23 protein-coding genes are annotated in these 24558 nt (G+C 65.7%); 6 read left to right on the forward strand and 17 right to left on the reverse strand.

From position 1 onward, the window contains the following. The first annotated feature begins 194 nt into the window (after nucleotides 1-194). Nucleotides 195-569 carry an SHOCT domain-containing protein gene (locus ACZ46K_RS02395; protein WP_464746483.1) on the forward strand — a complete coding sequence of 125 codons (375 nt, stop codon included), beginning with the start codon at nucleotides 195-197 and terminating at the stop codon, nucleotides 567-569. On the opposite strand, the gene ACZ46K_RS02400 is transcribed toward ACZ46K_RS02395, so the two are convergent. Then, the gene (locus ACZ46K_RS02400) at nucleotides 547-1485 is read right to left on the reverse strand and encodes a LysR family transcriptional regulator (RefSeq protein WP_464746485.1); all 939 of its coding nucleotides are present in this window, start codon (nucleotides 1483-1485) and stop codon (nucleotides 547-549) included. The two genes, ACZ46K_RS02395 and ACZ46K_RS02400, sit on opposite strands and share 23 nt — an antisense overlap. 71 nt (nucleotides 1486-1556) lie before the next feature. On the opposite strand from ACZ46K_RS02400, the gene ACZ46K_RS02405 reads away from it, so the two are divergent. Next, a complete protein-coding gene (locus ACZ46K_RS02405; RefSeq protein WP_464746487.1) occupies nucleotides 1557-2543 on the forward strand; it encodes an EamA family transporter in 987 nt (328 codons plus the stop codon). On the opposite strand, the gene ACZ46K_RS02410 is transcribed toward ACZ46K_RS02405, so the two are convergent. Then, nucleotides 2451-3863, reverse strand: a complete 1413-nt coding sequence (locus tag ACZ46K_RS02410) for a potassium channel family protein (protein WP_464746489.1) — start codon at nucleotides 3861-3863, stop codon at nucleotides 2451-2453. The two genes, ACZ46K_RS02405 and ACZ46K_RS02410, sit on opposite strands and share 93 nt — an antisense overlap. Nucleotides 3864-4050: 187 nt before the next feature. On the opposite strand from ACZ46K_RS02410, the gene ACZ46K_RS02415 reads away from it, so the two are divergent. Then, on the forward strand, nucleotides 4051-5304 hold the full coding sequence (locus ACZ46K_RS02415; protein ID WP_054807818.1) for a Mur ligase family protein: 1254 nt from the start codon (nucleotides 4051-4053) through the stop codon (nucleotides 5302-5304). Then, on the forward strand, nucleotides 5297-6007 hold the full coding sequence (locus tag ACZ46K_RS02420; RefSeq protein WP_054807817.1) for a type 1 glutamine amidotransferase: 711 nt from the start codon (nucleotides 5297-5299) through the stop codon (nucleotides 6005-6007). The genes ACZ46K_RS02415 and ACZ46K_RS02420 overlap by 8 nt, the downstream gene beginning before the upstream one ends. 25 nt (nucleotides 6008-6032) lie before the next feature. On the opposite strand, the gene ACZ46K_RS02425 is transcribed toward ACZ46K_RS02420, so the two are convergent. Beyond that, the gene (locus tag ACZ46K_RS02425) at nucleotides 6033-6872 is read right to left on the reverse strand and encodes an alpha/beta fold hydrolase (RefSeq protein ID WP_464746492.1); all 840 of its coding nucleotides are present in this window, start codon (nucleotides 6870-6872) and stop codon (nucleotides 6033-6035) included. Between the two features lie 285 nt (nucleotides 6873-7157). Between ACZ46K_RS02425 and ACZ46K_RS02430 the strand changes: the two genes are divergently transcribed. After that, nucleotides 7158-8537: a rhodanese-like domain-containing protein gene (locus ACZ46K_RS02430; protein WP_464746494.1), complete on the forward strand. Its 1380-nt coding sequence runs from the start codon at nucleotides 7158-7160 to the stop codon at nucleotides 8535-8537. A gap of 13 nt (nucleotides 8538-8550) precedes the next feature. Here ACZ46K_RS02430 and ACZ46K_RS02435 read toward each other — a convergent pair whose 3' ends face one another. The 3 genes from ACZ46K_RS02435 to ACZ46K_RS02445 form a co-directional block, all read right to left on the reverse strand. Continuing rightward, nucleotides 8551-9435, reverse strand: a complete 885-nt coding sequence (locus ACZ46K_RS02435) for an SDR family oxidoreductase (RefSeq protein WP_054807713.1) — start codon at nucleotides 9433-9435, stop codon at nucleotides 8551-8553. A 5-nt stretch (nucleotides 9436-9440) separates the two neighbouring features. Then, the gene (locus tag ACZ46K_RS02440; protein WP_464746496.1) at nucleotides 9441-10346 is read right to left on the reverse strand and encodes an LLM class F420-dependent oxidoreductase; all 906 of its coding nucleotides are present in this window, start codon (nucleotides 10344-10346) and stop codon (nucleotides 9441-9443) included. Nucleotides 10347-10477: 131 nt separating this feature from the next. After that, nucleotides 10478-10930 (reverse strand): hypothetical protein, encoded by a 453-nt coding sequence (locus ACZ46K_RS02445; RefSeq protein WP_464746498.1) that lies wholly within the window; start codon nucleotides 10928-10930, stop codon nucleotides 10478-10480. A gap of 226 nt (nucleotides 10931-11156) precedes the next feature. On the opposite strand from ACZ46K_RS02445, the gene ACZ46K_RS02450 reads away from it, so the two are divergent. After that, nucleotides 11157-12320, forward strand: a complete 1164-nt coding sequence (locus ACZ46K_RS02450) for an RNA-guided endonuclease InsQ/TnpB family protein (RefSeq protein ID WP_464746500.1) — start codon at nucleotides 11157-11159, stop codon at nucleotides 12318-12320. Between the two features lie 34 nt (nucleotides 12321-12354). Here the strand turns inward: ACZ46K_RS02450 and ACZ46K_RS02455 are convergent, their stop codons facing one another. From ACZ46K_RS02455 to ACZ46K_RS02505, 11 genes are all read right to left on the reverse strand, one after another. Next, nucleotides 12355-13569, reverse strand: a complete 1215-nt coding sequence (locus ACZ46K_RS02455) for an MlaD family protein (RefSeq protein ID WP_054806716.1) — start codon at nucleotides 13567-13569, stop codon at nucleotides 12355-12357. Further along, complete coding sequence (locus ACZ46K_RS02460; RefSeq protein ID WP_054806717.1) at nucleotides 13566-14627, reverse strand: MlaD family protein; 1062 nt, start codon at nucleotides 14625-14627, stop codon at nucleotides 13566-13568. Before ACZ46K_RS02460 ends, ACZ46K_RS02455 begins: the two co-directional genes overlap by 4 nt. Next, nucleotides 14624-15739 (reverse strand): MCE family protein, encoded by a 1116-nt coding sequence (locus ACZ46K_RS02465; RefSeq protein WP_054809592.1) that lies wholly within the window; start codon nucleotides 15737-15739, stop codon nucleotides 14624-14626. The genes ACZ46K_RS02460 and ACZ46K_RS02465 overlap by 4 nt, the downstream gene beginning before the upstream one ends. Then, on the reverse strand, nucleotides 15736-16773 hold the full coding sequence (locus tag ACZ46K_RS02470; RefSeq protein ID WP_464746503.1) for an MCE family protein: 1038 nt from the start codon (nucleotides 16771-16773) through the stop codon (nucleotides 15736-15738). The genes ACZ46K_RS02465 and ACZ46K_RS02470 overlap by 4 nt, the downstream gene beginning before the upstream one ends. Then, nucleotides 16770-17792 (reverse strand): MCE family protein, encoded by a 1023-nt coding sequence (locus ACZ46K_RS02475; protein WP_464746505.1) that lies wholly within the window; start codon nucleotides 17790-17792, stop codon nucleotides 16770-16772. The genes ACZ46K_RS02470 and ACZ46K_RS02475 overlap by 4 nt, the downstream gene beginning before the upstream one ends. Continuing rightward, nucleotides 17789-19081, reverse strand: coding sequence for an MCE family protein (locus tag ACZ46K_RS02480; protein WP_464746507.1), 1293 nt, complete (start codon nucleotides 19079-19081; stop codon nucleotides 17789-17791). Before ACZ46K_RS02480 ends, ACZ46K_RS02475 begins: the two co-directional genes overlap by 4 nt. Beyond that, on the reverse strand, nucleotides 19078-19941 hold the full coding sequence (locus tag ACZ46K_RS02485) for an MlaE family ABC transporter permease (protein WP_054806718.1): 864 nt from the start codon (nucleotides 19939-19941) through the stop codon (nucleotides 19078-19080). Before ACZ46K_RS02485 ends, ACZ46K_RS02480 begins: the two co-directional genes overlap by 4 nt. Next, nucleotides 19941-20750: an ABC transporter permease gene (locus ACZ46K_RS02490; protein ID WP_054806720.1), complete on the reverse strand. Its 810-nt coding sequence runs from the start codon at nucleotides 20748-20750 to the stop codon at nucleotides 19941-19943. The genes ACZ46K_RS02485 and ACZ46K_RS02490 overlap by 1 nt, the downstream gene beginning before the upstream one ends. Before the next feature lie 111 nt (nucleotides 20751-20861). Beyond that, entirely contained in the window at nucleotides 20862-22442 is a 1581-nt protein-coding gene (fadD5, locus tag ACZ46K_RS02495) for a fatty-acid--CoA ligase FadD5 (RefSeq protein ID WP_054809591.1), read from the reverse strand. A gap of 279 nt (nucleotides 22443-22721) precedes the next feature. Further along, on the reverse strand, nucleotides 22722-23513 hold the full coding sequence (locus ACZ46K_RS02500; RefSeq protein ID WP_464746510.1) for an enoyl-CoA hydratase: 792 nt from the start codon (nucleotides 23511-23513) through the stop codon (nucleotides 22722-22724). Next, entirely contained in the window at nucleotides 23510-24499 is a 990-nt protein-coding gene (locus ACZ46K_RS02505) for an NAD(P)H-dependent flavin oxidoreductase (protein WP_464746512.1), read from the reverse strand. Before ACZ46K_RS02505 ends, ACZ46K_RS02500 begins: the two co-directional genes overlap by 4 nt. Nucleotides 24500-24558 lie beyond the last annotated feature (59 nt).

Below are 24558 nucleotides of genomic sequence, written 5' to 3' on the forward strand. Positions count from 1 at the left end.
GGCCCGCCGCGTTCGTCGTCTGTGCCTCACAGGACCCAGAGTTCGCATTCCCCTGCAACAGGACAATCCCGGTTGTACTCTGCGGGTGGCATCTCGACTCGGTCGCGTTCCGATTTTTCCTGGGAACTGCGATACTCCGTCGATATCCGAGTTCAGTTCGTGCACAAGATGGTCATTCGTAGACGGAGACTTGCATGGAATTCTGGGACATCATCTGGTACATCATCGTGTGTTTCGCGTTCATCGCCTACCTGATCATGCTGTGGATGATCATCAGCGACCTGTTCCGGAACCGCGACCAGTCCGGCTGGATCAAGGCCGTTTGGATCGTCTTTCTGTTCATCATCCCGTGGCTCACCGCCTTGGTGTACCTGATCGTGCACGGCGACGGAATGGCGAAACGTTCAGCCCGCGAAGCAGCCGAATTCAAATCGGCGCAGGACAACTACATTCGGGAGGTCGCAGGCAAGTCCCCCGCCGAGCACATTGCGGAGGCGAAAGCATTGCTCGATGCCGGCACGATCACCGAGGACGAGTTCGAGTCACTCAAGTCGAAGGCCCTCGCCTGATCCGTCCGGATCTGCCCTGATCTACGCGATCGACCCGCGTCGCCGCGGTGCGGAATGCTTCCAGCACCGCGGCGATCGCGGGTCGTTCCGTCGCTCCGGGGCGCGTGACGAGGTCATAGATCCTCGCTGCGCGGACACCGGCCACCCGCACCCGCACCACACGCGGATGGTGCACCGAGAACCTCGGCATCAACGCGACGCCGCGGCCGGCAGCGACGAGTTCTTCGATCACGTGGAAATCATTGATGCGGTGCACCACTCGGGGCTCCACGCCGGTCACTGCGGCCACGGACAACAGCACGTCGTCCACCGGGAACCCCCCTCGCACACTGATCCAGTTCTCGTCGGCGAGTTCACCGAGCCGCGCTTCATCTCGGCCCGCGAAATGATGATCCTCGGGGAGGACGAGGTCGATCGGCTCACGCAGCAACCCGGTCGTCACGACCCGCGGCCCGGTCAGCGTCGGGGCACGTTCGTCCCTGTGAGTGAGGACCACGTCGTAATCGGCCAGCAGAGGCGGTACCGCAGAGGCCGGCACATCCTCGTCCTGCGCGTCGACGTCCACGCCGCTGTCCGCCATGAGTCCCAGCACGCCGGGCAGCAGAAGAGCAGCGCCCGACGGGAACAACGCGACGCGCACGCGGCCGCGCGGGGACGTCCGGTACGCGGCCATCTCCGCCTCCGCACGGCCCAGCGCGGCGATCACGTCGTCGGCGCGCACGACGAGCGCCCGGCCGGCATCAGTGAAGCGCAGCCGGCGACCGGACGGTTCCAGGAGCACGACACCTACTTCGTGGGCAAGGATTTTGAGCTGCTGGGACACCGCCGACGGGGTCATCGACAGCGCTGCGGCAGTCGCAGAGACAGTGCCGCGATCGGCGAGTTCGCGCAGAATCCGCAACCGTGTCGCATCCATGAAGAAAATCTACACATTGACTTAAGAAAGTTTAGATTGTCGCAATTGTTGCCATAGCGAACAATATTGTGGTGACCACCCGCGCCCGACTCCTCGCCCTGACCGTCGTCCTTCTGTGGGGATGCAATTTCCTTGCCATCCGGGTCGGTATCGATCACTTCCCGCCGATCTTCTTCGCGGGTCTGCGGTTTCTCGTCATCGCCACCCCCGTCGTGTTGTTCGTCCCGCGACCCAAGGTGGAACTACGCTGGCTTCTGCTCTACGGCCTCGCCTTCGGATTCGCGCAGTTCGGTTTCCTGTTCTGGGCGATGCACGCGGGGCTCGCGACCGGTCTTGCGTCGTTGGTCCTGCAATCCTCCGCACCGATGACCGTCGTACTCGGCGCGGTGCTGCTCGGGGAACGACTCGGGCGCACCCAGATCATCGGACTCCTCGTCGCCATCGCCGGAATGCTGCTCGTCGCAGTGGCGCAGGGTGGCAGCAGCGTCGGACTCGTACCCCTTCTGCTCGGGCTGCTCGCCGGCCTCTCGTGGGCGATCGCAAACATCGCGACACGAAAGGCGAAGTCCACCGAACCGATGAAACTGATGTCGTGGATGTGCGTGATCGCCACCGCCCCACTGTTCGCGGTGTCGTGGATCGTCGAGGGTCCCACCACCGGCTGGGCGGCACTCGGGTCAGCTTTCTCCACCGACCAGGGACGCATCGCACTCGCAGGTCTCGCCTACACCGCCATCGCGGGCACCATCGTCGGCACCGGTATCTACGTCGGACTCCTCGGCCGCTACCCGGCGAGCACTGTGGCTCCGCTGTCGCTGATGGTGCCGATCGTCGGATTCACGGTCGCGTGGCTCGTACTCGGCGAAGTACCGACACTGCTGACCATCATCGGTGGCGGCGTGGTCATCGCCGGAGCGCTGGTGGCGCAGTCGGCCGGGCGTCGGGCAGCAGGTACCGCCCGGCCACTAGGGCGTCGGCGCGTCGTTCGGGCTACTCCCGGGGCCGAAAACACGTGCCGGCGCGAGGCGGCGCTCCACGTGCCGGCACCGCCCGGGTGACGCGATCGGCAACTCCTCGTACCACCCGCCCGGTCGTCGCACGTGCACGTGCGCTTCCCCCGCGACGACACCCGACGGGTCGCGGCCGAGCAGCCGCGCCAGCACATAGGTCGCGCTCAGGCTCGTCACGTCGCGGATGACTCCGAGCGGAAGCAGCGACCCGGTCTCGGCGAGAAGCTCCCGCTCACCCGCGCGCAGCACCAGCCGTAGACCCGGCGCGGTGCCCTGCACCGCCAGCGATACCGCGATGTTGTCGCGGTCGTCGGATCCGACCGCTGCCAGCGCAAGAGCACGCTGCACCCCGATCCTCTCGAGAAGGCCGCGGTCGCCGCCGTTGCCCAGCACCACCGGGATACCCATTTCCCGCGCCTCCCCCAGGTGCTGTGCGCCGGTATCGCGTTCCACGCCGACCACCGGGATGCCCAGCTCACACAGTTCCCGGCACAACCGCAGACCGACCTGTCCGAGCCCGACGACGATCACGTGCCCCGACCGCGGCAGCGACCGCCGCCCCCACAGGGCCGTCAACCGGGGTCCGAGGAGCCGGTCGACGACACCGGCGGTGAACATCGCGGTGAACACGATCGTCGCGAGCATCGCCGACGACGCGATCAGTCCGTACATCTCGTTCCCGTGCGGATCTGCCGCCGGACCGACCGTCGTGACCACCCGCACCGCCTCGTGGAAGGCGTCGACGGCACCGTGGCCCTCGCCGAACGTCAACCACGCCCAGTCCCCCAGCATCACGACGGCCAGACCGAACAGCCCGACGATCAGAATCCGCGTCCCGGTCTCGTGTCCCCTCACCGCGGCCGTCAACTGACCCAGGCTGCGCTTCCACCACGAAACCTGCAGCACCGTGATCGGAACCTCGTCGAGCACGTCCCCGACCTTGCGGACCCCGCGTGGACCACGCCCGGTCGAGGTCACCGCCAGCAGATCCGGCGCCACGCACGGACCGGCCAGCGACGCCGCGGCCAGATCCGCCGGCGAGGTCACATCGCACTGCGGCAGGAAGCGCGCGAGCTGATCGCCGATCGTGCGGTCGAAGATCGTCGCGACCATCGGCACCTCCGGATGCAGGTGTCCCGCAGCCAGCGCGTACCGCAGCGCCACGACATCGTCCTGCAACAGGATCGCGATGCCCGCGATCGGCTCACCGGTGAGCACGTCGTGAAGCTGTTCGTCGTCGGGTTCGGGCTCGTGCCGGACCACGATGTCCTGGGCACGCAGCGACGCACACACGCGGCGCGCCACCGTGGTGTCGCCGACGATCACGTAGGCACCCGCGCTGATTCCCGTCGTTTCGCTCTCGAGCACGGAACTCACCTCCACCGGTCGCGTTCCCCGTCGATACCCTGTGTGCCTCCAGGGGAGCACGCCGGTCGCCGCCCTGCACCCGCCCGCGACCGCTCTGTGAGCGATTCCGACCACCTGTTCGCTGTGTGACCGTGCGGACACCACTGCGGCTCCGCGACCCGAACGCGGCTATGGAAAACTCGCCCGGGTGGGAACTAGCACTGGAATCACCACCCGCGGCAGGCTCGCGCTGCGCGCGGCGAAAGCCGCTGCGTGGGCATCACGCAAGGCCGGACGCGGTAACGGCTCGATGATCGGCGGGCTCATCGCCCTCAGAATCGATCCCGGCCTGATGACACAGCTCGGCCGCGGCCGCCGCACCGTGCTCGTCACGGGCACCAACGGCAAATCCACCACTACGCGGATGACCGCGGCGGCGCTCGAGACCCTCGACGCTGTCGTGACCCAGCCCGACGGTGCGAACATGGACGCCGGCATCGTCTCGACTCTCGCCGCGAACCGCACCGCGCGACTCGCCGCGATCGAGGTCGACGAACTGCACACCCCACATGTCGCCGACGCGCTCGAACCCGAAGCGATCGTGCTGCTCAACCTCACCCGAGACCAGCTCGACCGAGTCGGCGAGATCAACATGATCGAGCGCAAACTTCGCGCGGGGCTTCAGGGCCACATCGGCGCGACGATCATCGCCAACTGCGACGACGTGCTCGTGACCTCTGCGGCTTTCGACAGCCCGAACGTCGTGTGGGTCGCGGCCGGTGCCGGGTGGTCCGGCGACTCCGTCAGCTGCCCCCGCACCGGAGAACCCATCGTGCGCGACGGCGACCACTGGTACAGCACGGGATCGGACTTCGCCCGCCCCACACCCGACTGGTGGGTCGACGACGACAATCTCTACGGGCCCGACGGACTCGTCCTACCTCTGAAATTGACCTTGCCGGGTCGCGCGAACCGCGGCAATGCGGCACAGGCCGTGGCAGCCGCCGTCGCACTCGGTGCCGATCCGGCCAAGGCTGCAGCAGCAACGTCCGTGGTCGAAGAGGTCGCGGGACGCTACAAGACCGTGCAGGTCGGGCCGCATTCGGTGCACATGCTGCTGGCGAAGAACCCGGCCGGCTGGCAGGAAGCGCTGTCGATGATCGATCCGACCGTCGACGGCCTGGTCATCGCAGTCAACGGTCAGGTACCGGACGGCGAGGACCTGTCGTGGCTGTGGGACGTGCGCTTCGAGCACTTCGAAGGTGTCCAGGTGGTCGCCGCAGGTGAGCGCGGCACCGACCTGGCCGTGCGGCTGACATACGCCGGGGTCGAGCACACGCTCGTCGCGGATCCGCTGCGCGCCATCGCCTCATGCCCTCCCGGGCGTGTCGAGGTTCTCGCCAACTACACGGCGTTCCGGGACCTGAACACCGCAATCGCGAAGGGGGCTACGAATGTCTGAGTCGACTGTGCGGATCGGACTCGTCCTGCCCGACGTCATGGGCACCTACGGCGACGGCGGCAACGCACTGGTGTTGCGCCAGCGCCTCCGGATGCGCGGCCACGACGCGGAGATCATCGAGCTCGGACTGAACGATCCGGTTCCGGACTCGCTCGACCTCTACACGCTCGGCGGCGCCGAAGACGCGGCGCAGCGCCTCGCGACACGCCATCTTCAGCGCTATCAGGGACTGCAACAGGCGGCGGAACGCGGTGCACCCGTCCTGGCAATCTGCGCGGCCATTCAGGTCCTCGGGCACTGGTACGAGACCTCGTCCGGCGAACGGGTCGACGGTGTAGGCATCCTCGACGCGACGACATCGCCGCAGAAGACCCGGGCGATCGGCGAGATCCTCATCGCCCCGAGCATCGCGGGTCTCACCCAACCGGTCTCCGGTTTCGAAAACCACCGGGGAGGTACGACACTCGGCGCCGATGCACACCCCCTCGGGAAGGTGACCCGCGGCGTGGGCAACGGCGTCGGCGACGGACGCGAAGGCGCCGTGCAGGGTTCGGTCTACGGAACATATCTGCACGGCCCCGTGCTGGCACGCAACCCGGAGTTCGCCGACCACCTGCTCGCTCTCGCCCTGGGAGTCGAATCGCTGCCGCCGCTCGACCTTCCGGAGGTCGAACAGCTCCGACGGGAACGACTGCGCGCGTAAAGGGTTCAACCCGCGAACGTAGAGTTCAGCCCTGCGCGACGTGGGAGAGAATCAGGTCGGCCAGTTCGTCGGGGGCCTCGTCGGGGATCCAGTGACCGACCCCGGCGAGTGTTGCGAGTCGGTAGGGCGCCGCGACGTACCGAGGGTTGGCGTCGACTGCGGCACGACCGATCGCGACGTCGGCGTCGCTCCACACCATGAGAGTGGACACCTCGACACGACCGAGACTCGAGCGGGGATCCGTCAGCGGCAGCGCGCGATACCAGTTCAGCGCGCCGCGGACCGCGAGACGATCGCCCATGCGCTCCGCATCGCGCGCGGCGGCGGCCGGCAGTTGCCCGGTCCTCCGCAAGACCGCATTGCTCACCGCCGGAACGGTCAACAGCTTCTCCGGGATCCACGGCAACTGGAACGCCAGCATGTACCAGGACCGGAACAGTTGCGTGCTGGTGATCATCGACCGTAGAAAGGCGGCGGGGTGCGGCACGGACACCGCGGTCAGGGTGCGCACCGCGTGCGGATGCTGCGCGGCTACCGCCCAGGCGGCGGCCGCACCCCAGTCGTGCCCGACGAGGTGTACGGGACCCGTCCCGATCTTCGCAATGAGGGCATCGACGTCGGCGGCGAGGTGGGAGAGTCGGTAGTCGCGGCGACGCTGCGGACGTGCCCGCGGAGAGTAACCGCGTTGGTCGGGTGCGATCGTGCGGTACCCGGCCTCATGCAGATTCGCCGCGACACCGTCCCACGATCCTGCATCCTGCGGGAATCCGTGCAGAAAGACGACCGGTTCACCGTCGATCGGGCCTTGATCGCGCACGTCGAATATGAGGTCGCCGCGCGCGACTGTACCTATGCGTTGCCCCACGAAATTCCTCCGCAACTGCCCCTGAACAGGGGTTCGGCCCGTCGATTCGCTTTACGCGATCTCCGGGCCGGATCTCTGCTTCACGAGCCTCTGTCGTCCTCGGACGTCTGCTCGATTCGCACCTCTGATGTTAGCTACATCACACCTCGTGCGTCAAGGGCAGTATTCTGGTGTCGAACCTCTGGCGCATCACGCAGCGCGTGATGCACAACGGACGCGGACTTCCACCGCACATTCTCGGTACGACCGGTCGTCGACACGACCCCTCGACGGGGAGGAACCCCGATGATCCTCGAGCAGTACTACCTCCAATGCCTCTCGCATGCGTCGTACCTGATCGGAGACGACACCACCGGCCGCGCAATCGTGGTGGATCCTCGCCGCGACATCGGCGAATACCTCACCGACGCCGACCGCCTCGGCCTGAGCATCGAGGGCGTCGTCAACACCCATTTCCACGCCGACTTCGTATCCGGACACCTCGAACTCGTCGAGGCGACCGGGGCCTGGATCGGATTCGGCGAAGCAGCCGAAACCGAATACCCGATCCGCCGCCTCGCACACGGCGAGCACATATCCCTCGGAGCAGTCGACCTGGAGATTCTGTCGACACCCGGTCACACGTGGGAATCGATCAGCATCCTGGTGCGTGAGCACCCGGATACCGAACCCACCGCGGTCCTCACCGGCGATTCGATGTTCATCGGCGACGTCGGCCGCCCCGACCTGGCAAACCTCGGAGACGGTTCGACAGCGGATCTCGCCCATGCCATGTACCGCACGATCCACGACACCCTGTTGAAGCTCCCCGACGAGACCACGGTGATGCCCGCGCACGGAGCCGGATCGTCGTGCGGGAAGAACCTCTCATCGGAACTCACCTCGACGATAGGCCGCCAACGCCTCACGAACCCATCGGTGCAGCCGATGGCCGAAGACGAATTCGTCGCCCTGATCACCGAAGGTCAGCCCGCCGCACCCGGCTACTTCTCGACCGATGCCGACATGAACAAGCACGTCCATCCACTGCTGAGTTCCACGCGCACCGTCCCGGAACTCTCCCCCGCGGCGGTTCGGAAGGAATCGGACTCCGGCACACTGATTCTCGATGCTCGCGGCGTCGACGACTTCGCCGCCGGCCATCTACGCGGCTCCGTGAACGTGGGGTTCGACGGGCGCTTCGCCGAGACGAGCGGGATGGTGGCCGAAGTGGGCGAGCCGATCGTGCTGATCACCTACCCCGGCGAAGAGCAGATGGCCGCACTCCGGCTCGCACGGATAGGTCAGGACAATGTGATCGGTTATCTCGGCGTCGACCACGACGGACGGTTCCCGACCGAACTCACCGACCTGGTCCGTACCGCTCGTCGCATCGACGTCGACGAACTGCTGGAACTTCTCGCGGCCGACAGCATCACGCTGCTCGACATTCGCAACCCCGGCGAACGTGCCGCCGGAGCCATCGCCGGATCCGTCACGGTTCCGCTCGCGCAACTCCGGACAAGGCTCGATCAGGTACCGACAGGGAAGCCGATCGTCGTGCACTGCGCCGGCGGATGGCGGTCGAGCGTCGCTGCATCACTGTTGCGCGCGAAAGGATTCCAGGACGTGATCGATCTGATCGGCGGCTACGGCGCGTGGGTCGCCATGAAGGCCACCGCCTGATCCTGCGTTTCGGCTACGCCTCGGGCGAGTCGGCCGAGGTTGCGTTTGCCAGGATTCGGGAAGGAACATGGTTCGCCCACCCAGAATCGGGCCAGTTGAACCATCCCGACGAGGCGAAGGTCCCGCCGTCCGGGTGCAGCGTCGTGCCGGTGATGAACGACGACAGCTTCGACGCCAGAAACACCACGCTGTTCGACACATCGGTGACGTGGCCGGCCCGACCCATCGGGATCGCGATGCGAACCCCTTCCGGAGTGGACATGGACGAGTCGCCGCCACCGAGCGAGGCGAGTTTGGCCAGGTTGGGTGTCGGAACATAGTCGGGTGCAACATTGTTCACCCGGATTCCGTCGGGGGCTACCTCGATCGAGAGAGTTCGTGCGAACTGCTCGACAGCTGCCTTCGCGGCCGAGTAGACAGCAAAACCCGGTGCGGCACGGTGTGCTTCGATCGTCGTGAGATTGATGATGCTCCCGCCGCGACCACCGGCCTGCATCCGCGGCACCGCGAGTGAACACGCATGGAGCACGTGCGAGAGGTTGGTCCGCAGAATCGCATCCCACCCCTTCGCGCCGGTGTCGACGAACTGCGCCCGGAACGTGCCACCGACGATGTTGACGAGGGTGTCGACGCGACCCCAACGCTCGTCGACCTGCTCGAACAGCGCGGTCAGCGCGTCGGGATCGCGGGCGTCGCCCTGCGTGACGATGTAGTCGACGCCCTGCTTGTCGAGGACATCGCGTAGTTCTTTCACCGCGGCGTCGTCGAGGTCGATGACAGCGGGACGCACCCCGTTGGCGGCAAGGTCCGCCACGATGGCGGCACCGAGACCTCCGGCACCGCCGGTGACCACTGCGACCGTCCCGTCGAGCCCCGCGCGCTGTTCGAACCAGCTCATGTCGCTCATCTGCTTCCGATGTAGGTGGCGCCGAAGGACTCGAGGAAATCTGTGGTGGCCGAGAGCCCTTCTATGGGACACGACACCAGCACCCAGTCGACGCCCGCCTTCTCGAGCTGGTCGAGCACGTCGTGATGACGGTCGGCCTCGACGGACGACAACATGATTTCCTGGCTGTACGAGTAGACGACGTCTATGTGGTCGGTGCGGCCTGCCGTGACCGCCTGCGCGCGAAGCGCGGCGATATCGCCGCCGAGCTGCTCGACCGGGCCGAGTGCTGCCGTGCGCGCCGTGGTGCTCAGGGTCGCGCCGCCGGACATCGGCATCCAGCCCTGAGCGCGTTGGGCAACGCGTCGTCTGGTCAGTGCGGAGTTGCCTCCGATCCAGATCGGGATCGGATCCTGGACGGGGCGAGGGCGGGCGATGATGTCCTGCGCACTGAAATGCCGCCCCTGATATGAGAAGGGTTCGCCGCTCCAGTGCAGAGGGAGCACGTCGAGAGCCTCGTCGAAGAGAGCATTGCGCTCGTCGAAGTCGACGCCGAGTGCGTGGAATTCACGCTTCTGGTAGCCGGTTCCGATGCCGAGGGTGAACCGTCCGCCGGACAGCTTGTCGAGTGTGGCAGCACCCTTCGCGAGCAGGAACGGATTGCGGTAGGGCACCACTGCGAGATAGGTGAGCAGCCTGAGTCGTTCGGTCGCGGCGGCCACGTATCCGAGGGCTACGAACGAATCGAGCGTCTGGTGCCCGCCGCGGTCGAGCCACTTCGCACCCGGCGCCGGATGTTCACTGAAAGAGAGGGCATCGAACCCGGCCCGCTCGGCCGCGACGGCAACATCGCGCAGTGGACCCGGATCGAGAACATCGCCGTCGGAGCCGCTGATCTCGGGGTAATGGAAGATGAAGCGCATCGCCTACCTCGTCGCACCTGAGAATCCGACCCGGATTCTGAATCGGGAAAATCATCCTGCCGATTCAAGATAGTCGGATTCTCATACGATGCAACAGGGTCTTGGGTGCTCCTCTTTCCGGTTCGGGGTCGCTACTTCGCGTCGGCGCCGTCGAGCATCCACGTATCGTCGATGCGCTTCAAGGTGATGAGGAACCTCGTTGCGTCGGTTCGTCCCTCGGGGACGACGACGTTCGTAACGTCCTGGTCGAGGAACACCAGCACCGTGGCGGTGTCGCCGTCGAGCGTCTCGAGTCCGGCATGCGAGACCGTCGCGACCGACGAACCCTGCCCGTTCTCGACGAGTCCACGCAGGTCGCCGGCGACCCCCGAGTACTTCGCCGCGAACTCCTCGGTGGAAGCCGCAGCTACCGCCTCGAGTGAATCGTCGAACGACTGGTAGTCGTAGGTGCCCAGGGTCGTCGCGTACTCACGAGCGGCATCGACCGCCTCGGTACGCAACGACTCGGTCTGCGCTGCCTGCCACCACCGGAATCCGAAGAAGCCCGCGACGACGGCCAGCAGCACGATCACCGCGACGGACACGACCCGTCCCTTTCCAGAGCGGTTTGTGGGCCCGTGATCCGATTCGCCGGTCTCGGTAGTCGCCGATGCGACGGCCGGGTTCTCGTCGGTCATCTGGTGTTCGGCGCAGATACTCCCTCGTTCACGAGGGAGAGGAAGCGCCGTCCTCCTTCCTGTAGAAGGGTTGCTCAATGCAACCGTGTCGGGTCGAGAAACCTTGTCGGTGGGTCCGGATACGGTGCCGGGTATGGGGACCGAGGTGGTGCGCTACAACTACCGGCTGCGGCCGGGCGCTATCGCGGAACGCGCCCTGATGCAAGAATGGCACCGCTGCCGATTCCTGTGGAACGAAGCCGTCCACCAACAGAAGACCGGCCGGAAGCCGAACTTCGCGAAACTCGGAAAGCTGTTGACCGAAGCCCGGACACACTCGGCGTGGCTGCGGGACGGCTCCCAGGTCGCGCAGCAGCAGATGCTCCGCACGTTCACGCAGGCACTCGATGCCTCGTTCACCGTCAAAGGCCGCGGTCGCCCCCGATACAAGGCGCGGAAGAAAACCTTGCCGTCGCTGGAATACACCCAACGGGGTTTCCGGATCCGCGACGGGCAGCTGGTGTTGCCCAAGGGTGTGAGTATGCCGGTGGTGTGGTCGCGGGAGTTGCCGTCGGAGCCGTCGAGTGTGCGCATCACGCGTGATTCGCTCGGCCATTGGTGGGCGTCGTTTGTGGTGACCCGCGAGAGACAGCTGATCCCTGCCGTTGAGGAGGACAGTCGTGTGGGGATCGACTGGGGTGTCACGCAGACCGCGACGGCCACCGATGAGCAGTTCGATCTGCCGCATGCCGAATATCGGAAACGGTGCTCTGCGGAGTTGGCGAAATCCCAGAAACGGATGGCGCGACGCCGGCGTGGGAAGGGGCAGGCGCCGTCGAAGGGCTACCAGCGGGCCCGAAAACAGGCGGCGAAGGTGCACAAGAAAGCGGCCCGGCAGAACCGGCACGACGGACGAGCCTGGGCCAAGCGGGTTGTCGACGAGCATCAGTTGTTGGCGGTGGAGGATTTCAAACCCAAGTTCCTGGCGAAATCGAACATGGCGCGCAAGGCTGCGGATGCGGCGGTCGCGACCATGAAGCGGGAACTTGTCGAACGCGGTAGGCGGGCCGGCCGGAAGGTGGTGTTGGTGCGGCCCGCGTATACGACGATGACGTGTTCGGGGTGTTTCGCGAGAGCCAAGCAACCCCTCGGACTCGGAGAACGAGTTTTCCGGTGCGATACCTGTGGGTTTTCGGGGTGTCGGGATCGGAACGCTGCCAGAGTGATTCTGGCTGTGGCGGAGCGTGGCCACACCGGTGTCGACGACGTAGGTCACTGGGGTCCGTCTCCTTCGGGGGGTGGTTCGGGTGCGGTCTGAGCTGGGAATCTCCTGCCCTCGGGCAGGAGAGGCGTTACCAATTCCCGAGTCCTTCCAGGAGTTTCTGCCAGTAGTTCAGTACCTCGACCCCGGTCGGGATCAGGAGCGGATCGTCGGCCATGTCGGGACCCACCACGGCCCCCGGAGTGGTCTGCCCCTGCAGGCCCAGATCATCGGGCCTCGGCGCAACACGGGCGCCGCGCTGGGACAGGTCTTCGCCGGGTGGGCAGTACAGGGACCGATTGGGCTCGCGCAGGCTTTCGTCACCGATCATCATCCGCTGGGTGTCGTAGACACAGACCGGTCCCTGCGTCCCTACCAGGGAGAAGTCGGCCCGGTCGCCTTTGACGATGCCGGAGAGGTCGGCGAGCGTCGCGGGCATCGCATCGAGGAGCGCCGTCACTGCCGGTGTGCGCGGAGCGGCCACCTCTCCCACTGTGACGAGGTTCGTCATGAGCACGCCGAAGTTGTCCTTCGTACCGGCGAACAGCTCTTCGGTGCGCGCAAGAGCATCCGGCGATCGGTCGAGCAGGTACACCAGCGAATCCCTGCTCCCGACGAGCTGGTCCGACACATCGCGGAACGCACGCATCGAGCCCGGGAATCCTTCCGAATTCCGTGCGAGAGAATCGATCAGGCCCAGCCCTTCGTCGAGCAGCGTCGCGATGGTCGGTGCACGTTCGGCGACCATCGTCGACAGGGCGTCGGCGTTCTCGAGCAGTGCCTGCAGTTCGGGTCCGGTGTCGCGGAGCGCGGTACCCCAGGTGTCGCCCAACGACACGATCGAATCGGCGTCGACGCTCTCGATGAGCTCGGTCATGTGCACGAGCAACTCATCGAGGCGCATACCCTGCATCTCCTCCGGCACCTCGAGGGTGTCGCCGCTCTGGAGGTACGGCCCGTCCGCGGTCTCGGGCTCTATGTCGAGAGCGAGGATGCCGATGGCTGTTGCAGTGGCGACCCTGCCGACGCTACCGACCGGGATCTGCGTTCCGGGGTCGAGCGAGAGTTCCGCTGTGGACCCGACGCCGCCCGGGTTGATCGTGACCGACTCGACCGTCCCCACCGCGACACCGCGATAGGTGACCGAGGTCCCCGGTCCGATGCTGCGTGCGTCGGCCAGATCCGCCGTCAGTTCGACGGCACCGCCGAAGCTCTGCGGGCCGAGCACGTACCGGACACCGAACACGGTCGCGAAGATTCCGACCAGCACGAACGCCACCAGCTGGATGAGAACGGGGCGGCTCATCGGGCTCCCCCCTGCAGCAGGTCGGTCAAGGTCGACGCGATGTCGGTCGGCGGCGACGATGCGTCGGTCTCGGCGCCGGGCGGCATACCGCCGGTGACGAGCAGGTCGATCGCGGCAGGAATGTCGAAGGCGCCGTCGAACAGCAGGTAGTCGCCGCGCACCGCCGAGTTGAAGCCGGTGATGAAGTCGTTGACGTTGACGAGCACCGACCCCACTGTGGTGTTGAAGTCGCGGATTCCGGCAGTGATCTCTGCGAGGTCGTCGACCGCGACACCGATCGTGGCTTGGTCGGCCATCACGGTGTCCATCGACGACACGGCGGTCGCCGTACTCGACACCAACGTGCGAAGATCCTGTTGTTGCGCAGCGAGGAGTCCGATCAGGGCAGCACTGTCGGCGATCCCGTTGTCGATCAGTTCCTGTTGCTGTGCGAGTCGCGCGGTCACCGAATCGACGGCCGCGAGTGTCCGGTCGAAGTACTCGGTGTTCTCGTCGGCCAGAGCCATCGTGGAGTCGAGCTCGGTGAGCATCGTGCGGATCGACTCCCCTCGGTCGCCGAAGGCAGCATCGAGTTCGGTGGTGATAGTGCGGAGCTGGTCCAGTCCACTGCCGTTCACGACGTTGCCGAGCATCGCGAAGGTGCTCTCGATGTCGGGGCCGAGCTCGGTCCGGGTGATGGTGTCTCCATCGGCGAGAAGTTCCTTCGACGCCTCGTCCGGCATGTCCATCTGGATGTACGGGCTGCCCAGGGCCGACGGTAGTCGCACGGACGCGCCGACGTTCGCCGGTAGATCCACGGATTCGGTCATGCTGAGTTGGACGAAGGCCTGTCGACCGTCGGTCGACATCGAGTACACGCGGCCCACGATGGCCTGTCCGGCGCGGACCTCGGCACCGAGGTCGACGCGGTCTGCGCTGCCGAAGATCGCGGTCACGGTGTAGGTGGAACCGGGACCGGTCCTGCCCATGGGCAGACTCTGGAAGCTCAGGCCGCAACCGGACGTCAGCAGCCCGACCGTCGCAACGAGGGCTACGGCCGAGGCCCTACTCCGCATCATCGCGGACCTCCCTCGCCCAGCGCGCGATCCAGGGACTCGGGCACGAGGTCCTCGTAGGGATCGGACAGGTCGAACGGCACGGTGATCGGGTTCGTGAAACCTGCACCGGTGCACAGCGGCAGCGGTTCGCGGGCACACAACTCCTGCGCGCGCGGGAACTGGCTGATCTGCGTAGAGATGTTCAACCGGATCCGGCCGCGCCCGTTCTCTCCGATCGCCTGGTCGATGTTCTGCATGGCGAGCGGCAGGACGTCGAACAGTTCCGCGAATCCGACCTCGTTCGCGGCGAAGGTATCGGTGAGGGTACGGGCGTTCGCCATGATCTCTCGGGCGTCGCCACCGCGCTCGGCTAGGAGCGTGTCGAGCTGATCCAGGATAGTGGTCAACTGCGTGATCGGTGCCGAGACGTCGATGTTCTGCCGCTGCAGCTCCTCACCGAGTTCCGCCACGCCGTCGACGAGTGCGGAAAGCGATCCCTCACGAGAGTTCACGGCGCGCACCGCAGCCCCGAGGTCGTCGATGAGTTCGCCGATGTCCTCGGACTTGGCGCCGACCACCGACGTCGCCTGGCTGAGCGCGACGATCGCCTGGTTCATCTGCTCACCGAGCCCCTCCGTCGCATCGGCGGACACTTCCAGTGTGCGACCGAGGTCGCCGCCCTCGGGACCCATCGCGGCGGCGAGAGTATCGATGCTCTCGAGCATCTCGTCCCAGTTGATCGGAGAATGGCTGCGGTCGACGGGAATCACATCTCCGGCGGCGAATTGGGCTCCGTCGCGGTAGGCGGGCGCGAGTTCGACGAACCTGTCGCTGATCACGGACGGATTCATCACGAACGCCGAGACATCCTCGGGCAGAGCGATATCGGACGGTACGGTCATCTTCACCTCGACGTACGTCCCGGCGGGACGGACCTCTTCGACGGTGCCGACGGGAAGGCCCAGTACCGCGACATGACTACCGGGATAGATCCCGCTCACAGTGGCGAACTGCGCGGTGACGGTTCGGGTCCGGTCGGGGCCCACGACATACCACACGCCCGCGGCACACAACGCCAGCACCGCAACGATGGCAGCACCTCGGATCAACCACGTCTTCACAACCGGATTCACTTGCAGCCCTCCATCACTCCGATGGAGCACAGGAAATTGTCGGGAATAGGCCCGGCAGGTGCATGGACATCGACCCACGTCCCGTTACCTGCGGCGTTGGTGGCTGCGCGCAGAGCCGACGGGAATTCGAGAAGGATTCGGTCGATGTTGTCGGCGTTCGCCGCAAGCGTGTCGGTCACCGAACGCATGTTCACGAGGAGCGTGTTCAGGTCGTCGGAGTTGTCGGTCAGGAACGTCGCGGCCGACTCCGTGAGTGCGCGAAGATCCTCGACCAGCTGGAAGAGCGCTTCTTTCCTGGCGGAAAGGATGCTCACCACCGCGGTCGAGTTCTCCACGAGCGCCGCAACGTCTTCGCTCTGCTCTGTGACGATCGACGTGAGTGATTTCGAGGCCTGCAGCAGGGACGTGATCCGTGCGTCGTTGCGAACCAGCATCTGCGAGGTCGCCTCCACCCCGGCGAGTGCGGAGGAGATCTGCCCCGAATCTGCGGGCATCGTGTCGGCGAGGGTCTGCATCATCGCCTCGAGCCCTTCGACATCGAGTCCGTCGGCCACGTGCTCGGCATCGGTGGCGAGTTCGTCGAGGCTGTACGGAACACCGGTGCGTGCCAACGGAATCAACCCGTCATCGAGTTCACCGGCTCCAGCGGGACTCACCGAGAGGTACAACTTGCCGAGCACGGTCTTGAGCTTCACCTCGGCTGTGGTGCGGTCGCCGAGGTTCTGCGACCGGTCGACTCGGAAGTCGACGATCACGCGATCGCCGGACAGTTCCATCGATTCGACCCGCCCGGCGGGGACTCCGGCCACGTAGACGGGGTCGTTCGGCTTCAGTCCGGCCGCATTGGCCAGTTCTGCGGTGTACGAATCCGTGCGGAGCCAGTACGTCACCGTCGGCGCCGCCAACGCGACCAGCATGAGGATCGCCACCAGGGTCATACCGGCGACTCCCAGCACTATCGGATTCGCATTGCGGTCGTGCCTGCCCGAGAAGATCGCGGCGAACGTGTCGCGAAGTGTGCGTCCGATACTCATCGGCACACCTCCGAGTACTCGGATCCGAAGATGTTCGTTTCGAAGTCGTTCGATTCGATCGTGAAGTTGCACATGTAGAGGTTGAGCCAGCCGCCGTAGTCGCCGATCCGGTTGATCTTGTGGCCGAGTTCCGGGAGTAGCGCCATCGATCGGTTGAACTCGTCGGTCTGCGGAATCCAGGCATCGGTCATTGCCCGCAGGTCGGTGACGGTGGTGTCGAGCGGTGCCATCGCACCGGACATCAGCACCGCGGTGGACCGCACCGCCGAAGAACCGCGATCGATGAGGGCGGCGAGCTGATCGGTATCGCCCGCGAGCGCCTGACCCACCACGTTCATACCGGAGATGAGTTGCGAGACTTCATCACTGCGACGGTCGATCACCGTCACCAGTTGTTCGAGGTTCACGATGACATCGTTGAACACCTGCTCTTGCTCGACAATGTCGGTGCTGACGGATGCCACGTGCAAGAGCAGGGACTCGAGGGTCGCGCCCTGCCCTTGGAACGCGTCGACGACCGAAGCCGCGAGTGAGTTCATCTGTGCCGGATCGATCGCTTCGAAGAGCGGCTTGAACCCGTTGAGCAGGGCGGTGAGGTCGACGGGAGGGGTGGTCTGTTCGATCGGGATCGTCGAGCCGGGCGCGAGGATCTGTCCGGATGTGTCACCGGGCAGGCTCAGGGCGACGTACCGGACACCGATCATGTCGCCGTAGTTGATGTCGGCGAGGACGTCGGTGGTGAGTTCATGACCGGATTCGATCTCGAATTCGACTGCAGCACGGGATGTTCCGTCCTCCTGCTGTTCGAATCTCACTTCCGATACCTGGCCGACACGCACGCCGGCGAGTGTGACGTCGCTGCCGGGGGTGAGGCCTTCGACGTTGGTGAACTCCGCCGCGTAGTCGCTGGTGGATCCGATGATGGGACGTTCCAGGGTGTTGCCGACGATGACCGCCGCAAGCACTCCCACCATGCAGAACCCGGCGAGCTGGATCCCCGGTCCGATATTCGATTTCACGGAATGCTCACCGCCGTCCCTCGGACGAGCGGTCCGAGAAGGACCGAGGCGGCGGTGGACGGATCACGCAGTAGCGCTGCAGGATCAGCGGGGTCGACGCCGGCCGAGATCTGCTCGAGAAATCCGAGTGGTTCGCTCTCCGCGGCGGCCGACACGACCTGCCCGCGACCTGTCGCCGAGGTCTGGACCGGATCACCGCAGTTCGATCCCTCCATGCCGGGGTATCGCGGACAATCCGCGCTGGTATAGGGCATCGGGTCGGCGAAATCCGCGATAGCAGTGATGTTGAACCGTCCGGTCGAGAACACTCGCGCGCCCGCTTCACCGAAGATTCCCAGGTACTTCAATGTCTCGTCGAGCCCCTCCGTGTTTCCGGCGAAGGCCCCGACGACCGGTGCTCCGTTGCGCACGACCGCGATCATGTTGCCGGTGTTCGCGGAGAGCACGTCGGCTCCCTGTGCTCCTAGTGCGGCGCCGCCGGAGAGCAGCCGGGCGATCCCGTCTTCGTTCGCGAGGGCGATCCGCGACAGTTCCGAGGCGTTCTGCATGACCGTGATGACATCATCGGTGGCGGCGGACATCGATTCGGCCACGGCAGCCATCTGCGGCGCCGCTGCGATACCGGCGTCGACGAGCGGACCCAGGTCCGCGGTGAGCGCGGCCATCCTGTCGATCGTCGCGCCCAGGGATTCTCCGCGACCTTCCAGCGCCTGGCTCACGGCGTCGAGTGCGGTGGCCAGCTGTTCGGGACGCAGCTGTTCGAGCAGGTCGGCGGCACGATAGTAGAGGTTGGCGAGCTGCACGGCCTCGTCCGACGTATCGACGGTGACCTCGTCGCCACCCGAGAGCCGCGGGCCGATCGCCGGATTCTCCGGCGGGACGAGTTCGATGAACACGTCGCCGAACAGAGTGCGCGGCACGATCCGCACCATGACGGACGCGGGGATCTCGGCGATCTTGTCCTTGCCCAGCTGCATCGTCAGGCGAGAGCTGGTGACCCCCGCATCGATACCGACGACGGAACCGACGTGTACGCCTTGGTACTGCACACCCGCGGCACCCTGGATCAAGCCCGCTTCGGCCGGCACCGTCGCCGTGACCTGCGGATCACGCGAGAGCGAACCCGCGCCCGAAGCCACGAGCAGTCCTCCGATCACGAGCAGGACGACGGATGCGACCGCACCGATGGCGGCGAGGACGCCCCTGCTCGGCCCCTCGGTCCGGTTCTTGCGTCGCATCCCGGCCCTGCTCTCGGTTCTCGCTCGTTCGACGGTGGCAGTGGTCGTCACGACAGCCCGACCCCCGGGATCGTCGGAACCAGACCCCACAACGCGAACGTGAGGACCACATCGGTGATCCCGATCGCGAGGATGCTCGTGCGCAATGCACGCCCGGCGGCGCGGCCGACACCCTCGGGACCGCCGGACGCATAGAACCCGTACGAGCAGTGGACGATCGCGACAATGATCGCGAACACCACGGCCTTGGTGAGTGAGTACCACAGGTCGGACGGCGACAACGCGAGATGGAAGTAGTAGTCGTAGGTACCCGCGGAATTTCCTTGGAAGTTCACGACGACGAGCCGGGTCGCGACATAGGAACCCAGCAGACCCACCATGTAGATCGGGATGACACACACCGCGGCGGCGATGAGGCGGGTACTCGCAAGGAACGGAACCGATCTCACGGCCATTGCGTCGAGTGCGTCGATCTCGTCGGAGATCCGCATCGCGCCGAGCTGCGCGGTGAAACCGGTGCCGACCTTGGCGGCCAACGCGATCGATGCGACGACCGGAGCGAGTTCGCGGGTGTTGGCGATCGCGGAGAGCATCCCCGACAGCGACGTCATGCCGATGAGTTCGAGACCTCGTTGGGTTTCGACACCCACCATCATGGCGGCGACAGCGGACATCGCGAGCACGATGCCGATCGTTCCGCCTCCGGCCAGCAGCGACGCGTAGCCGAAGCTGACTTCCCCGATGTGGCGTAGGACGTGCGAGAAATACCGGTGCAGTGCCGTGGGGATACCGGCTATCGCGCGGAAAGCGAAGACGACATGGCGGCCGACTTCGACGCATCCGTCGACGACGGTGGTGACCGGTCGTCCTGCTGCCGAGCGCGCCCGGGTAGCGGTGGAGTGCGAGATCATCAGTACGTACCCACCGCCGGAACCATCACCGTGTACATCTGGGACAGAACAGTATTCACGACGAACACCATGATGAAGGCGAGAACCACGCCTTCGTTGACCGCATCGGCGACACCGCTCGGACCACCCTTGGCATGAAGCCCCTTGAACGACGCGATAAGCGCCGACGTGACCCCGAAGCAGGCCGATTTGACCATCGCCATAGCGAAGTCGGACAGCCGTCCGTACTCCGAGAGAGTGCGGAGGAATGCTCCACCGGACCCGTCGTTGAGATAGATCTCGTACAGATAGCAGGCGCCGATACCGACGACTGTGACGAGCGCACAGAGGATCATCGACACGAGCACTGCCGCGATGAGGCGCGGCACGACGAGGCGCTCGATCACGTTGAGGCCCAAGACCTCCATCGCGTCGATCTCTTCACGGATGGTGCGCGAACCGAGGTCGGCGCATATCGCCGAACCACCGACCCCGGCGAGCATCAGCGCGACCACCAGTGCTGCGGCCTGCCCTACCACGACGAACGACACGATCGCGCCGGAATAGGCGCCGGCGCCGAGCTGCCCGGCGAGGGACCCCACCGACACGGCGATGAGCACGCCGATCGGCAACATGAGCAGCAGTGAAGGCCCGCTGCATACCCTCGCGATGAACAGAGCCTGCGCGATCGTCTCCCCCAGAGACAATTTCCGCTGGACGACAACACGGAACGCCGCGACGAGCGTCTCGAGCGAGAAGCCGACCAACGCGCCGATCTGGATAGCCAGATCGTGCGCCGGCCCTTTCGCCTTCGGTAGCTCGAATGCCACGTTCCCCACCCCCTCGGTGTCCACTGTTCACATGCCGGGCCTCGGCGGCCGGCGCCCTACTTGCCGACCCTGACACCCCGTCCCGCAATACAGCGGAAGGGATTTCGGAGGTCAGCCCTGCACGACGGCGGACAGGCCGCCCCGCAGGTCACCCTTGACGACCTTGCCGCTGGCGTTGCGCGGCAGTGCATCCACGACCACGATTTCCTTCGGGTGCTTGTAACGCGCGAGGTGTTCGTCGAAGTAGGGCTGCAGCGCCTCGAGGGTGAGATCGTCGTTGCCCGGCTTCGGTGCGACGACCGCGACGGGGACCTCGCCCCACTTCGTGTCGGGGCGACCGATGACCGCCGCCTCGAGGATTGCAGGGTGTCCGAAGAGGACGTTCTCGACCTCGGCGCAGTAGATGTTCTCGCCGCCCGAGATGATCATGTCCTTCTTGCGGTCCACGACGTAGACGAAGCCCTCGTCGTCGACGCGTACGAGGTCGCCTGAGTGGAACCATCCGCCGTAGAACGCCTCCGACGTAGCCGTCGGGTTGTTCCAGTAGTCGCGCATCATGGTGGGACCGCGGTAGACGATCTCACCGACCTCACCGGGAGCGACGTCGTTCATCTCGTCGTCGACCACTCGCGCCTGGATTGTCGGGATGACGCGCCCGACGGATCCGAGCTTGCGGATTGCGTCCGCACCGTCGAGCACGCACGTGATCGGCGACATCTCCGTCTGGCCGAACACTGCGACGTTGAACGCATCCGGGAAGGTATCGGCCATGGCGCGCAGGATGGTGTCGGAACTCGGTGCGGCCCCCCACGAGATGTTGCGCAGTGCAAGCTTTCGGGGGTTCGCCTGCTGCGCAGCACACACGGCCTGCCACTGCACCGGCACGAGGAACAGGCTGGTGACCTGCTCGGCCTCGAGGACATCGAGCAGCGCGCCGGGGTCGAATGCTCCCACGGGGTGGATCACGGTGGTGCTGCCGAGCATCAGGCTCGGGGCGATCGAGCCGAGCGCAGCGATGTGGAACATCGGCGAGGCGCAGAAGCCGATGCCGGACTCGTCGAACTGCTGGAAGGCCCGGATGCAGGTGAGCGCCTGGGCTTCCATGTTCGAGTGGGTGAGTACCGCACCCTTGGGACGGCCCGTGGTGCCCGAGGTGTACATGATCAGCGCCGGAGTGTCGTTCGGGATCTCGACCTGGGGGTGCGGGTCGCCCTCTTCGGCCACGAGTGCGTCGTACGAGACTGCGTCGCCTTCGGGCTCTGCACCGATGGTGATCGCCAGGTCGATGCCTGCGGACTGAGCGCGGGCCGCGGCAGCGAGCGGTACGAGTGGACCCTCCGCAACAATCGCCTTCGCGCCCGAATCCGCCACGAGGAAAGCAACCTCGGACGCGGTGAGACGGAAGTTGACCGGGACCGCGATCGCGCCGAGCGCGTTGGCCGCGAGGACGATCTCGATGTACTCGGGGCGGTTGAGCATCAGGACGATGATGCGATCGCCGAATCCGATGTCGCGACGCGACAGTGCATCCGCAAGCTTCTCGACGCGCTCGTCCAGCTGCGACCAGGTGATCGACTCGCCGAGAAAGCGGAACGCAGCGCTGTCAGGAGTCATCAGGGCGTGACGCGCGACCTGGTTGTTCCAGTTGTTGCTGCGGTAGCGGTGTGCATCCGAGACAGAGTGGGAAACCATCGACGGTCCTCTCGAGACGGGACAGATTCGGGACGAAGGGCGCGGCAATTGCCGGGTTCCGGTGTGATGCACCCTACATGCAAACTCCGATTGTGACCAGAGTTTTGTTAACGGGGATTCTCGTCATCTTCGGACGCTGCGGCCTCAGGGAGGCGAGCAGTATGCTCGTGGGTGAGAAGTGAGATAAATGGCCTGTGAACAGCACATCGACAATAGACAGAGGCAGGCGCTCGAAGCGTTCCCACGCCCTCCTCTGTCCATCACATGTGCATACGGTCTCTACGCGAAGTCGGGGCGACGCTTTTGCAGCATGGCCATCGCACCTTCCGCGAAATCCGCGGATGCGAGTAGCTCGACCTGGCCTGCTTTCTCGAACGCCAGCGCATCGTCGAGAACGGACAGGGTCGTATTGTTGAGCGCTTGCTTGGTGAGCGCCAGAGCCCGCCGCGGACCACTCGCGGTGCGGGCCGCCACTGCATCGACGTGCGCCGCGAGTCCGCCGTCCGGGAGCGTTCGGGCCACGAGACCGAAACGGTCTGCGTCGGCCGCGGAGAGACGTTCGCCGAGCAGCGCCATCTCGGCTGCGCGGGCACGGCCGATGGCAGCCGGGATCAACATGCTCGATCCACCGTCGGGCATGAGTCCGATGTTGACGAATGCCAGGAGGAAGTACGCGCTTTCGGCCGCGTACGTGAGATCGGCCGCCACCGCGATCGACACACCGACGCCTGCGGCCGGCCCGTTGACTGCCGCGATGACCGGCACGGGCGAGTCGACGATCGCACGAATCAACGAGTTCGCGGTATCCATCACAACATTCGGGTCGGCCGGGTTCGCCCCCGCAGCAGCAAGATCGGCGCCCGTGCAGAACGCGGTGCCCTCCCCTGTGAGCACGATGGTGCGCACGCGCTCATCCGCGCCGGCCGCGATCACCGCCTCGCCCAACGCGCCCATCGTGACGAGATCGAGCGCGTTCATCCGCTTCGGGCGGTTGATCGTAAGCCGGAGAATGCCGTCGACCAGTTCCGACCGCAGCCCCTCCACGGCAGCTCCTCCCGTCGTCTCGGTCATGCTCGCACGCCTGCCTCGACAGCAACGATGCCGTTCAGGCGCCCGATGATGATCTCCTCTGCCTCCGAGACCATCCGGTCGACCAGTTCGGCCACCGTCGGGATGTCGTCGATCAGGCCCTGGCTCTGCCCGGATGTCCAGATGCCGGCATCGACATCGCCCTCCTCGAAGACGGTGCGACCACGCGCACCGGCGACAAGGTGCGCGATGTCGGCGAACTCCGCACCGCGGGACTCGATCTCGACGACCTCCGCGCTGACCGCGTTCGCCGCGACACGCGCCGTGTTGCGGAGTGTGCGGAAGATCAGCTTCGTGTCGAGCTCACTGTTCGCGACGATCTGTTCCTTGACCCGCTGCCCCACAGGTGACTCGACGGTGCACATGAAGCGAGTGCCCATGTTCACGCCGTCGGCGCCGAGAGCAAGCGCGGCGACGAGACCGCGCGAGTCGGCGATACCACCCGATGCGATCACCGGAATCCGGAGCTTGCGGGTCGCGGCGGGAATGAGGACCAGACCGGGGACGTCGTCCTCGCCGGGATGCCCGGCACATTCGAAGCCGTCGATACTCACGGCATCGACACCCACTCGCTCTGCTTTGAGGGCGTGCCGGACGCTCGTGCACTTGTGGATGACCTTGATTCCCGCATCCTTGAAGAACGGCAGGTGATCGACCGGGTTGGACCCCGCTGTCTCGACGATCTTGACGCCCGACTCGATGATCGCGGCGCGGTACTCGGCGTACGGCGGCGGTGTGATCGACGGCAGGATGGTGAGGTTGACACCGAACGGCTTGTCGGTCATCTCCCGGCACCGCGCGATCTCACGGACCAGGTCTTCCGGCGTAGGTTGTGTCAACGCGGTGAGGAAACCCAGCGCGCCGGCGTCGGCCACTGCCGCGACCAACTCGGCACGACCGACCCACATCATGCCGCCTTGGACGATGGGGTGCTCGACCCCGAACGCCTCGGTGAATTTGGTCCTCAAGTGTCCTCCTCGCATCGGCGCGGGACGCTGCACCACGCCCCCACGTGCCCGTTCTTCCG

The organism is Rhodococcus sp. JCM 9793 (genome assembly GCF_055380405.1).

Excerpts from the sequence above, each read along its gene's own strand:
- ACZ46K_RS02395 (WP_464746483.1), top strand. The coding sequence starts at position 195 with ATGGAATTCTGGGACATCATCTGGTACATCATCGTGTGTTTCGCGTTC.
- ACZ46K_RS02400 (WP_464746485.1), bottom strand. The coding sequence starts at position 1,485 with ATGGATGCGACACGGTTGCGGATTCTGCGCGAACTCGCCGATCGCGGC.
- ACZ46K_RS02420 (WP_054807817.1), top strand. The coding sequence starts at position 5,297 with ATGTCTGAGTCGACTGTGCGGATCGGACTCGTCCTGCCCGACGTCATG.
- ACZ46K_RS02430 (WP_464746494.1), top strand. The coding sequence starts at position 7,158 with ATGATCCTCGAGCAGTACTACCTCCAATGCCTCTCGCATGCGTCGTAC.
- ACZ46K_RS02435 (WP_054807713.1), bottom strand. The coding sequence starts at position 9,435 with ATGAGCTGGTTCGAACAGCGCGCGGGGCTCGACGGGACGGTCGCAGTG.
- ACZ46K_RS02440 (WP_464746496.1), bottom strand. The coding sequence starts at position 10,346 with ATGCGCTTCATCTTCCATTACCCCGAGATCAGCGGCTCCGACGGCGAT.
- ACZ46K_RS02450 (WP_464746500.1), top strand. The coding sequence starts at position 11,157 with ATGGGGACCGAGGTGGTGCGCTACAACTACCGGCTGCGGCCGGGCGCT.
- ACZ46K_RS02455 (WP_054806716.1), bottom strand. The coding sequence starts at position 13,569 with ATGAGCCGCCCCGTTCTCATCCAGCTGGTGGCGTTCGTGCTGGTCGGA.
- ACZ46K_RS02460 (WP_054806717.1), bottom strand. The coding sequence starts at position 14,627 with ATGATGCGGAGTAGGGCCTCGGCCGTAGCCCTCGTTGCGACGGTCGGG.
- ACZ46K_RS02470 (WP_464746503.1), bottom strand. The coding sequence starts at position 16,773 with ATGAGTATCGGACGCACACTTCGCGACACGTTCGCCGCGATCTTCTCG.
- ACZ46K_RS02485 (WP_054806718.1), bottom strand. The coding sequence starts at position 19,941 with ATGATCTCGCACTCCACCGCTACCCGGGCGCGCTCGGCAGCAGGACGA.
- fadD5 (WP_054809591.1), bottom strand. The coding sequence starts at position 22,442 with ATGGTTTCCCACTCTGTCTCGGATGCACACCGCTACCGCAGCAACAAC.
- ACZ46K_RS02500 (WP_464746510.1), bottom strand. The coding sequence starts at position 23,513 with ATGACCGAGACGACGGGAGGAGCTGCCGTGGAGGGGCTGCGGTCGGAA.